The organism is Aquiflexum sp. (assembly GCF_041749095.1).
Classification (GTDB): Bacteria; Bacteroidota; Bacteroidia; order Cytophagales; family Cyclobacteriaceae; genus Aquiflexum.
Genome location: NZ_JBGTCA010000480.1, coordinates 1 through 8,391, shown reverse-complemented (window position 1 = coordinate 8,391; position 8,391 = coordinate 1). Strand labels below are relative to the sequence as shown.

Below are 8,391 nucleotides of genomic sequence, written 5' to 3'. Positions count from 1 at the left end.
GGATTATTGACCGTGCGACAATACTTCAAAGACGGCAACGAAAATGAACAGGCCTTGGCAGAAAGGATAGACAAGCTTTGGAGAGCGGTCGAATTTGACTGGCATACCAAAGGGGGCGAGGATATACTTTATTGGCATTGGAGTCCCAACCATGGTTGGGACATGAATTTTGGGGTGAGGGGCTATAATGAATGTCAGATCATGTATATCTTGGCAGCTTCATCCCCCACTCATGATGTCCCTGCTTCGGTTTACCATCAAGGATGGAACAGAGGCGGAGATATCAGGAATGACCCGGACCATGAGGCTTATGGCTATCATTTGGCACTTCGGCACAATGGGACTGAAGAATACGGAGGACCCTTGTTTTGGGCACATTACTCCTACGTGGGTTTGGATCCCAGAGGACTCAGAGACCAATATGCAGATTATTGGGAACACAATACCAACCATACCTTAATCAACCGGGCTTGGTGCGTGGATAACCCTTTAGGTTATAAAGGTTACGGGCCTGAAAGTTGGGGCTTAACTGCAAGCTATTCTGTAAAAGGATATGCGGGCCATGCTCCGGGAGAAAACCGGGATCGGGGTGTTATTACACCGACCGCAGCACTTTCATCTTTTCCTTACACTCCCGAATATTCCATGCAGGCCATGCGGCATTGGTATGAAAATCTCGGAGATAAGTTATTCGGTGAATATGGGTTCTATGATGCTTTCAGCGAAACAGAGAATTGGTTTCCCCAAAGATATCTGGCAATTGATCAGGGGCCTATTGTGGTGATGATCGAGAACCATCGCAGTGGGCTGCTATGGGATTTGTTTATGAGCAGTCCAGAGATACAGGAGGGATTGGAAAAATTGGGGTTTGAAAGATGAAAGGAGATGCAAGAGACAAGAACCAAGATACAAAGCCTGCCCCGAGTATCGGGGAGCCAAGAAACAAGAGCCAAGAACTAAAGCCTGTCCCGTACCGATAGCTATCGGCACGGGGAGCCAAGAGGCCAGAAATACGGTATGGAGAAATGCCATAGGCATGACCGAAATTATAGCCCGGTAATTTATTGCCGGGTTTGAAATGATATCGGGTCATCAAAGTACCGTAGTTACGGACGATATAACCAAGAAACAAGAACCAAGAGACAAGAACTAAAGCTTGTTCCGAGTATCGGGGACTTAAGACATGAGATTCAAGAATCTAACAATACTCAAAAATCCGAAGTCACAGACTTCAGATAACCCAAAAATCAATATATTGACACTATGAAAAATACAGGATTAATTCTTTTCAGTATCGTTATAGCCATGTCGGTCTATAATCCTTCAATAGGCCAGACTACCACTGAGGAGCGATTTGTTCAGAAAGCAGATTCAATACTTTCTTTGATGACCTTGGAAGAAAAACTCGGTCAACTCAACCTTCCTGCGGCAGGTGATTTTACAACAGGGCAGGCGGCCAGTTCAAATATTGCTGAAAAAATCAAGGCCGGGAAAGTCGGAGGTTTATTCAATATAAAAACAGCCGAAAAGATCCGGGATGTCCAAAAAGTTGCAGTGGAGGAAAGCCGCTTGGGTATTCCATTGCTTTTTGGAATGGATGTGATCCACGGGTATGAAACAGTTTTTCCCATTCCCTTGGGGATATCCAGCAGTTGGGATATGAAACTGATAGAAAAATCCGCAAGGATTGCAGCCATAGAAGCCAGTGCCGATGGTATTAATTGGACTTTTTCTCCGATGACAGATGTATCAAGAGACCCAAGATGGGGAAGGGTTTCTGAAGGAAACGGAGAGGATCCTTATTTGGGGGCCCGGATTGCCAAAGCCATGATCAAAGGCTACCAAGGGGATGACCTCAGTCTCAATAATACCATTATGGCCTGTGTCAAACACTTCGCTTTATATGGCGCACCTGAGGCCGGACGGGATTACCATACAGTGGATATGAGCAGGCAGAAAATGTTCAATGAATATTTCCTTCCCTACAAAGCAGCCGTAGAGGCCGGGGTAGGGTCTGTGATGACATCCTTCAACGATATTGATGGGATTCCTGCAAGTGGCAATAAATGGCTGATGACGGAGGTTCTCCGCAATCAGTGGGGCTTCGATGGTTTTGTAGTGACTGATTACACTGCCATCAATGAGATGATTGACCACGGCTTGGGAGATTTGCAGACCGTGTCTGCTATGGCACTCAATGCAGGAGTGGAAATGGATATGGTTGGGGAAGGCTTTTTGACCACTCTGGAGAAATCCCTGAAAGAAGGCAAGGTGACTGAAAAACAGATTGAAAATGCTGCTAGGTTGATTTTGGTTGCCAAATTCAAACTCGGACTATTCGATGATCCTTACCGTTATACCGGTGCTGAAAGAGCAAAGAAGGAAGTTTTCACCCCTGAAAACAGGAAAATAGCAAGAGAAATAGCTTCTCAGTCCATTGTGCTTCTCAAAAATGAAGGCAGTATCCTGCCAATCCAAAAGAAAGGTACCATCGCCCTGATTGGCCCCCTTGCGGACAACAGGGAAAACATGACCGGAACATGGAGTGTTGCCGGTAAATTCGAAGAATCAGTTTCCCTCCATGATGGTTTGAAAAATGCAGTTGGGGATAGGGCTAAAATCATTTATGCCAAGGGCGCTAATGTGGTGGCTGATTCGCTGTTGGAATCTAGGGTAAGTATTTTTGGAAAACCCACTTATAGGGACAATAGACCTGCCTCTGTTTTGATAGAGGAAGCTTTGGAAGTTGCCAAAAATGCGGATGTGATCGTGGCTGCCATGGGTGAATCCGCTGAGATGACCGGTGAAGCCTCAAGCATGACCAATATCGAATTGGACGAAAAGCAAAGAGAATTACTGAAAGCATTGTTGGAAACAGGGAAGCCGGTAGTCATGGTGTTGTTTACCGGAAGGCCGATGGCATTGAAGTGGGAAGATGAAAATATGCCTGTGATTCTCAATGCATGGTTTGCAGGTTCGGAGGCCGGGGATGCGATTGCCGATGTGCTGTTCGGTGATGTAAATCCATCGGCGAAGATTACAGCCACATTCCCACAAAATGTGGGTCAGGTACCGATATACTACAACCACAAGAATACCGGAAGACCGTTACCCGAAGGTGAATGGTTTCAAAAATTCCGATCCAATTACCTTGATGTTTCCAATGATCCTTTATATCCATTTGGGTACGGTTTGAGTTATACCACTTTTGAATATGGTGACCTGAAACTTGGCAATACTGACCTGAAAGGAGATCAAAAACTTCAGGTAAGTGTGAACTTGAAAAACACCGGGAAATATGATGGGTCAGAAGTGGTCCAATTGTATATTAGGGATTTGGTAGCCAGTATAACCCGACCTGTGAAAGAACTGAAAGGCTTTCAGAAAGTTCCTTTAAAAGCAGGAGAGTCCAAAATCATCACTTTTGAAATTAGCACCGAAGATTTGAAGTTCTACAATTATGACCTTGATTTTGATTGGGAACCGGGAGAATTTGAGATCATGGTCGGAGGCAATTCAAGGGATGTGGTCAAGGGGAAAGTGAATTGGGTGAAGTAGGGATTTGTTATTAACCTTCCAGGTTTCAATTCCTGAAATTGTTAACAAAACCAATTCACGAAAAACCTGGAAGGTTTTTTTAAACCACCTAAATCAAAGACTATAAAAATCCATGAAAACGACTTTCTTTAATCTTGGCTTTTTGACAAGTTAGTGTATGAGTTAGCGGACGAAGATGTGGCTTTGGAAGCTTTGCTGGTGGAGGAGGAAAAAGTTAAGTATAATAAGACAAAAAGAAAATAATATGACTACACATTCAACTTTTGAACAAATAAAATACACCAATGAAATTGGTCAGGAATATTGGAGTGCAAGGGAATTGTATGAAGTGTTGGAATATAACAAATGGGATAAATTCCTTAATGTAATTGAAAAGGCAAAACAATCTTGCAAAAATTCAGGACAAGAGTCAGACGACCATTTTCCCTGTGTGGAGAAATTGGTTGAAATTGGCTCTGGAGCTAAAAGAGATATTGGAGATATTCACCTCTCTAGATATGCTTGTTATTTGATAGTTCAAAATGCTGATCCATCAAAAGAGGTAGTTGCTTTAGGGCAAACCTATTTTGCCATTCAAACCCGTAAACAAGAAGTTTTAGAAGAACAATTTGGAAAACTTCAATCGGAAGAAGAAAAACGATTGTTCCTTCGAAAAGAAATGGCAGAACACAACAAACAATTAGCTGATGCTGCCAAAAAAGCAGGAGTAATTCAACCTTGGGAATATGCAGTCTTCCAAAATCACCGCTACATGGGTTTGTATAATGGTTTGGGAGCAAAAGAAATTCACACCAAAAAAGGTTTGAAGAAAAGCCAAAACATTCTTGACCATATGGGAAGTACTGAGTTGGCAGCAAACTTATTCCGGGCCACTCAGACGGAAGAAAAACTGAAAAGAGAAAACATAAAGGGTAAACAAAAAGCCAATCAAACGCATTATGAAGTCGGTAAAAAAGTACGTCAAACCATTGAAGAGTTAGGAGGAACAATGCCGGAAGATTTACCAACAGAAGAAAGTATAAAGAAGATTGAAAGTGATAAGCAAAAAGCTTTAAAGTCAAAAAACGAGAAAAATTAATCACTTTCCAACACTGCATTATAAAGGAAAACCTGACCACGACTTTGAATTTCAGGTAGTATTTGAGGACGAGTGGCAAAATAAGATTAACGAACTAATGGAATAAAAAACATAGCTAAATCAATTAAGAATAACCCGATAAACTTCATCCAGAATCTTCTCAACCTCTTTATGAATAGGACTTTGAGTCACAGTACCCATGTTGACAGCCAAGAATATATACAGGTCTTTTTTGGGAAAATAGTATAGTTGGCTTCCTGAACCCAATCCCCCTCCGCTATGGCCTATTCCCTCAAAACCTTGAAACAGGGTAGTATTCAAGCCAAGGCCATAAACAGGTTTCCCATCTCTGTTCAATACCCATTCCTGCATCATTTCCATTGAGCTTTCTGACAGCAATTTTCCTTCAATAAAGCCTTTCAAAAAAATCACTGCCTCTTTTGGAGTAGTGATGGTGCCATCATCTCCAATCATGGAGACTACATTGCTGTTTTGGAGTACAGAGACATTTTCCAAAATACTGTTGCTGTACCTGTCCCAATAACTGTTGACCAATTTATCCCCATAAGAATCCCCCTGTTCAATCCGGTAAAATGTATTTTTTAAGCCCAATGGTTTGAAAATCTTTTCTTTCATATAAGCTTTATGGTTGCCCGTGATCTTTTCAGCAATCAGTGCCAAAATAAGGTAATTTGTATTCCTATAAGAATATTTGCTGCCCGGTTCAAAATCAGGTTTTTTACCCCTGATGTAATCCAGGTATTCTTCAGGTTGGAAAATACGATTGGGATTTTGCAATAACCGGGTCACGTAAGTGGGGTCATCATTGTATTCCCGGATTCCGGAAGTATGGTTGAGCAACATGCGGACAGTGATTTTGTCGCTGTTGGGAATTCCATCTGTCAAATTAGAAGGGAGGTAATGAATGAAAGGCTCGTCAAGGGCTATTTTTCCTTCCTCAGAAAGTTGGAGTATGCTGACTGCCATATAGGTTTTGGTGATGCTTTGAATGTAGTGAAGGTGACAGGTTTGCATGGGGACTTGGCCTTCGATTTTAGAATAGCCACTGCTGATTTCCCAATAGCCGCTTTCATCCCAAATTGCTGCCACTGCACCGGGGACTTTGTTGTGGGTCAGTTGATCCAGAATAGACTGCAATTCTGAAATTTTGGCCGAAGCATATAAGTCAGGGGCTTCATTACAGGTTTGAACTTCAAAGCCCTGTGCCATGACCATCAAAGAGGTAAACCAAAAGGTAAAGGCTATCAATACAAGTGTTTTCATAAGAAATAGTGGTTTAGTTTTCTCCTAATTTTGAATAATCAGGATGGATTCTTCCACCCATTTGTAAAAGGGATTGTGGCACAAAGGGTAGGTCAAGATTGTAGTTTTTTACCAACATAAACTGGTACCCCAAAAAAGGCGAAACAAACATGTTTTGGGAATGATTGTAATACCCCATTCCAATTCCCAGAGGTAAAGTCAGCATTCCCTTTCCTTTTTTTCCTACTGAAATCCAGTTTCCGTCCTTTTGGGTAAAAGACTCCGAAGGCCTAAATCCGATCATATATCCAATTCCTGCTTTTACTTCAGAATAGACGTTTCCGACAACCATCGGCCTCCAAGCAGTTTGGGTAGAAAATAGAATTCCATTTCCAATGCCTCTATTTTTGATCCAAATGATATCAAACTGCTGTGCCCAATTATGCGAACCGTTATGACTGACTTCAGTGCCAATCCCAAAGCCAACATTTTTGAGATTGGATTTCATATCCTTGATTGGCATGGAAAGCGCATGGAACTGTAAGGTCAGTACAATGGGGAAATTCCTGTAGTTTTTTTGGTTTTCAGATTGTGCAATTGCCTGATTCCATGATAATAGGAAGCAAAAGACAATCAACATTGTGGTAGTTTTCATAGCATTTATTTTTCCCAAACTTACGATTGGTTAAAATTTGAATGCGTAAAAATTGATTTGGAATCGGTGAACTGTTAGAGATTTCTCCTTGAAATGTATCTATTGCGGTAAAAACCAAGAGCGAAATGCAGCTGCTTTGGTTCGGCTTATAGTCAAATCATTGGCGATGTCCAATGTCTGAATCAATTGAACCAACAGTTTACCATTTTCAATTTTTTTAAATCCCTTAATCACCTGTCGGTGTGCAAGAACCTGTCTGTTGATTCTGAAAAATATGATTGGAGGGACTTTCTTTTCAATTTTATCAAGAGAAAGATCAAGAAAGTATTTTTTGCCGGAAACATCTCTAAGAATAACATAATCTATTTCCACTTCAAAAATCAAAATTTCATCAAATCTGATCAAAAGGTTCTGATTACCGCTTTTTACAGCTATTCCTTCCTGGATTAATCCTTCTGACTTGGATGCAGACAAATTCATTTCCCACTGCCTGTAAAAATACATTCCAACATAAAAACCGTTGATGACCAAAAACCAAATGCTGATGATCAACAAGTCCTGGGTATAAAAATTTAAAGGAGCCCATTCATTTTTTACGATCAGACTGAGAATTTCTGTAGTAGAAGCTATGAAAAACAAACCTGAAATAGTGGTCACAATGGTTTGGATCAATATTCTGTAAAGCGGTTTTGGTTCATATGGGATTTTTTTGTCAAGACTGATAATCAACAATCTTACAATTAACCAGGCAAAATATCCCTGAATTGTATCAATCAAAAATCGAGTCAGAAAAAATAGATTTAACTGAATATTGGAATAGGTAAGATGAAAATTAATAGCGCTGATGATAGGAATTGCAATCAAAAAAATCAATAAATCTGGGCGATAGTCATTTTTTTGATCATTCACACTTTTTATCTCCATTGTCAAAATTTTGGAATTGAACTTCTATCAGGATATATTCCTGACAAATTAAACAAATCTTATGCGCTTCACTTTCTGTCTTTTGATAATTCTTTTTTCGGGTTTTAATGGATATGGTCAAAAAGAGACCCTTCAGGACATTCTTGAACATGAAATAATGGATTTCAAGGGTGAAGTTGGGATTTATGTTTACAACCTCAAGACCGATGAGGAGGTTGCCATCAATGCAGATACCATTTTCCCAACAGCCAGTATTGTAAAAGTCCCGATTTTAGTTGGCGTGATGGACAAAATTGAAAAGGGTGAATTGGAGAACCATCAGAAATTGGTTTATAGAGATTCCATCAAATACGGCGGTTCCGGTCTGATGCAGTTTTTCAAGGACAGTACAGAGACAGAACTCAGTGTTTTGATGTCATTGATGATCAGCTACAGTGACAATACCACCTCCCTTTGGTGTCAGGCATTAGCAGGTGGAGGTGAAAGGATCAACGAAATTATGGAGGAGTTGGGGTTAAAGCATACAAGGGTCAATTCAAGGACTCCTAATAGGGAGGAAATCTGGAAAGTGTACGGTTGGGGTCAGACCACTCCAAGGGAAATGGCCCAACTGTTGGTGAAAATCAGAAAGGGTGAAATAGTGAGTAAGGAAGCTTCCGATAGGATGTACCGCTTGATGACGAATGTATTTATTGACGAATATTCACTCTCTGCTATTCCTCCCCATATTCAGACTGCATCCAAACAGGGAATGGTCAATGCCTCAAAATCAGAATTGGTGATGGTCAATGCCCCAAAGGGAGATTATGTTTTTTATATAGCCACCAAAAACAATGAAGACCAAAGATGGGAGGATGACAATGCTGCCTATGAATTGCAAAGGAAGGTGAGTAGGATTTTGTGGGAGTGGTTT

The 8,391-nt window shown here is 40.9% G+C and carries 7 protein-coding genes; 4 read left to right on the top strand and 3 right to left on the bottom strand.

Translation table 11 applies throughout. The features are described 5' to 3' along the window. The 3 genes from ACEW8O_RS21960 to dinD form a co-directional block, all read left to right on the top strand. On the top strand, positions 1-879 hold an 879-nt coding region (locus ACEW8O_RS21960), incomplete at its 5' end, for a glucoamylase family protein (RefSeq protein WP_373496775.1). Between the two features lie 384 nt (positions 880-1,263). Then, on the top strand, positions 1,264-3,558 hold the full coding sequence (gene bglX, locus ACEW8O_RS21955) for a beta-glucosidase BglX (RefSeq protein ID WP_373496774.1): 2,295 nt from the start codon (positions 1,264-1,266) through the stop codon (positions 3,556-3,558). A 244-nt stretch (positions 3,559-3,802) separates the two neighbouring features. After that, positions 3,803-4,636 carry a DNA damage-inducible protein D gene (gene dinD, locus ACEW8O_RS21950; RefSeq protein ID WP_373496773.1) on the top strand — a complete coding sequence of 278 codons (834 nt, stop codon included), beginning with the start codon at positions 3,803-3,805 and terminating at the stop codon, positions 4,634-4,636. Between the two features lie 120 nt (positions 4,637-4,756). Here dinD and ACEW8O_RS21945 read toward each other — a convergent pair whose 3' ends face one another. The 3 genes from ACEW8O_RS21945 to ACEW8O_RS21935 form a co-directional block, all read right to left on the bottom strand. Next, on the bottom strand, positions 4,757-5,920 hold the full coding sequence (locus ACEW8O_RS21945; protein ID WP_373496772.1) for a serine hydrolase domain-containing protein: 1,164 nt from the start codon (positions 5,918-5,920) through the stop codon (positions 4,757-4,759). A 13-nt stretch (positions 5,921-5,933) separates the two neighbouring features. Further along, positions 5,934-6,554 (bottom strand): hypothetical protein, encoded by a 621-nt coding sequence (locus tag ACEW8O_RS21940; RefSeq protein WP_373496771.1) that lies wholly within the window; start codon positions 6,552-6,554, stop codon positions 5,934-5,936. A 99-nt stretch (positions 6,555-6,653) separates the two neighbouring features. Next, positions 6,654-7,478 carry a LytR/AlgR family response regulator transcription factor gene (locus ACEW8O_RS21935; RefSeq protein ID WP_373496770.1) on the bottom strand — a complete coding sequence of 275 codons (825 nt, stop codon included), beginning with the start codon at positions 7,476-7,478 and terminating at the stop codon, positions 6,654-6,656. A 61-nt stretch (positions 7,479-7,539) separates the two neighbouring features. Between ACEW8O_RS21935 and ACEW8O_RS21930 the strand changes: the two genes are divergently transcribed. After that, positions 7,540-8,391, top strand: an 852-nt coding sequence (locus tag ACEW8O_RS21930) for a serine hydrolase (protein WP_373496769.1), incomplete at its 3' end; no start/stop codon positions are given.

Excerpts from the sequence above, each read along its gene's own strand:
- bglX (WP_373496774.1), top strand. The coding sequence starts at position 1,264 with ATGAAAAATACAGGATTAATTCTTTTCAGTATCGTTATAGCCATGTCG.
- dinD (WP_373496773.1), top strand. The coding sequence starts at position 3,803 with ATGACTACACATTCAACTTTTGAACAAATAAAATACACCAATGAAATT.
- ACEW8O_RS21945 (WP_373496772.1), bottom strand. The coding sequence starts at position 5,920 with ATGAAAACACTTGTATTGATAGCCTTTACCTTTTGGTTTACCTCTTTG.
- ACEW8O_RS21940 (WP_373496771.1), bottom strand. The coding sequence starts at position 6,554 with ATGAAAACTACCACAATGTTGATTGTCTTTTGCTTCCTATTATCATGG.
- ACEW8O_RS21935 (WP_373496770.1), bottom strand. The coding sequence starts at position 7,478 with ATGGAGATAAAAAGTGTGAATGATCAAAAAAATGACTATCGCCCAGAT.